Origin of the sequence: Shigella sp. FC1967, assembly GCF_001743005.1 — a bacterium.
Taxonomy (GTDB): Bacteria; Pseudomonadota; Gammaproteobacteria; order Enterobacterales; family Enterobacteriaceae; genus Proteus.
In genome coordinates this window covers 1-384 of sequence record NZ_MIIZ01001338.1, presented here as the reverse complement: position 1 = coordinate 384, position 384 = coordinate 1, and the positions used below count along the sequence as shown (strand labels likewise).

The following is a 384-nucleotide window of genomic DNA, read 5'->3' as shown; positions in this document are numbered from 1 at the left end:
GGGGCTAAACCATGCACCGAAGCTGCGGCAGCGACACTATGTGTTGTTGGGTAGGGGAGCGTTCTGTAAGCCTGCGAAGGTGTACTGTGAGGTATGCTGGAGGTATCAGAAGTGCGAATGCTGACATAAGTAACGATAATGCGGGTGAAAAAACCCGCACGCCGGAAGACCAAGGGTTCCTGTCCAACGTTAATCGGGGCAGGTGAGTCGACCCCTAAGGCGAGGCTGAAAAGCGTAGTCGATGGGAAACGGGTTAATATTCCCGTACTGGTGGTAACTGCGATGGGGGGAACGGAGAAGGCTAGGTTGTCCGGGCGACGGTCGTCCCGGTTCAAGCATGTAGGCAGAGTGATTAGGCAAATCCGGTCACTTAATGCTGAGGTG

General features: G+C 54.7%; 1 rRNA gene. It reads left to right on the top strand.

The features are described from left to right. Positions 1-384: ribosomal RNA gene (locus tag BHE89_RS21790) — 23S ribosomal RNA — on the top strand; the annotation flags it as partial.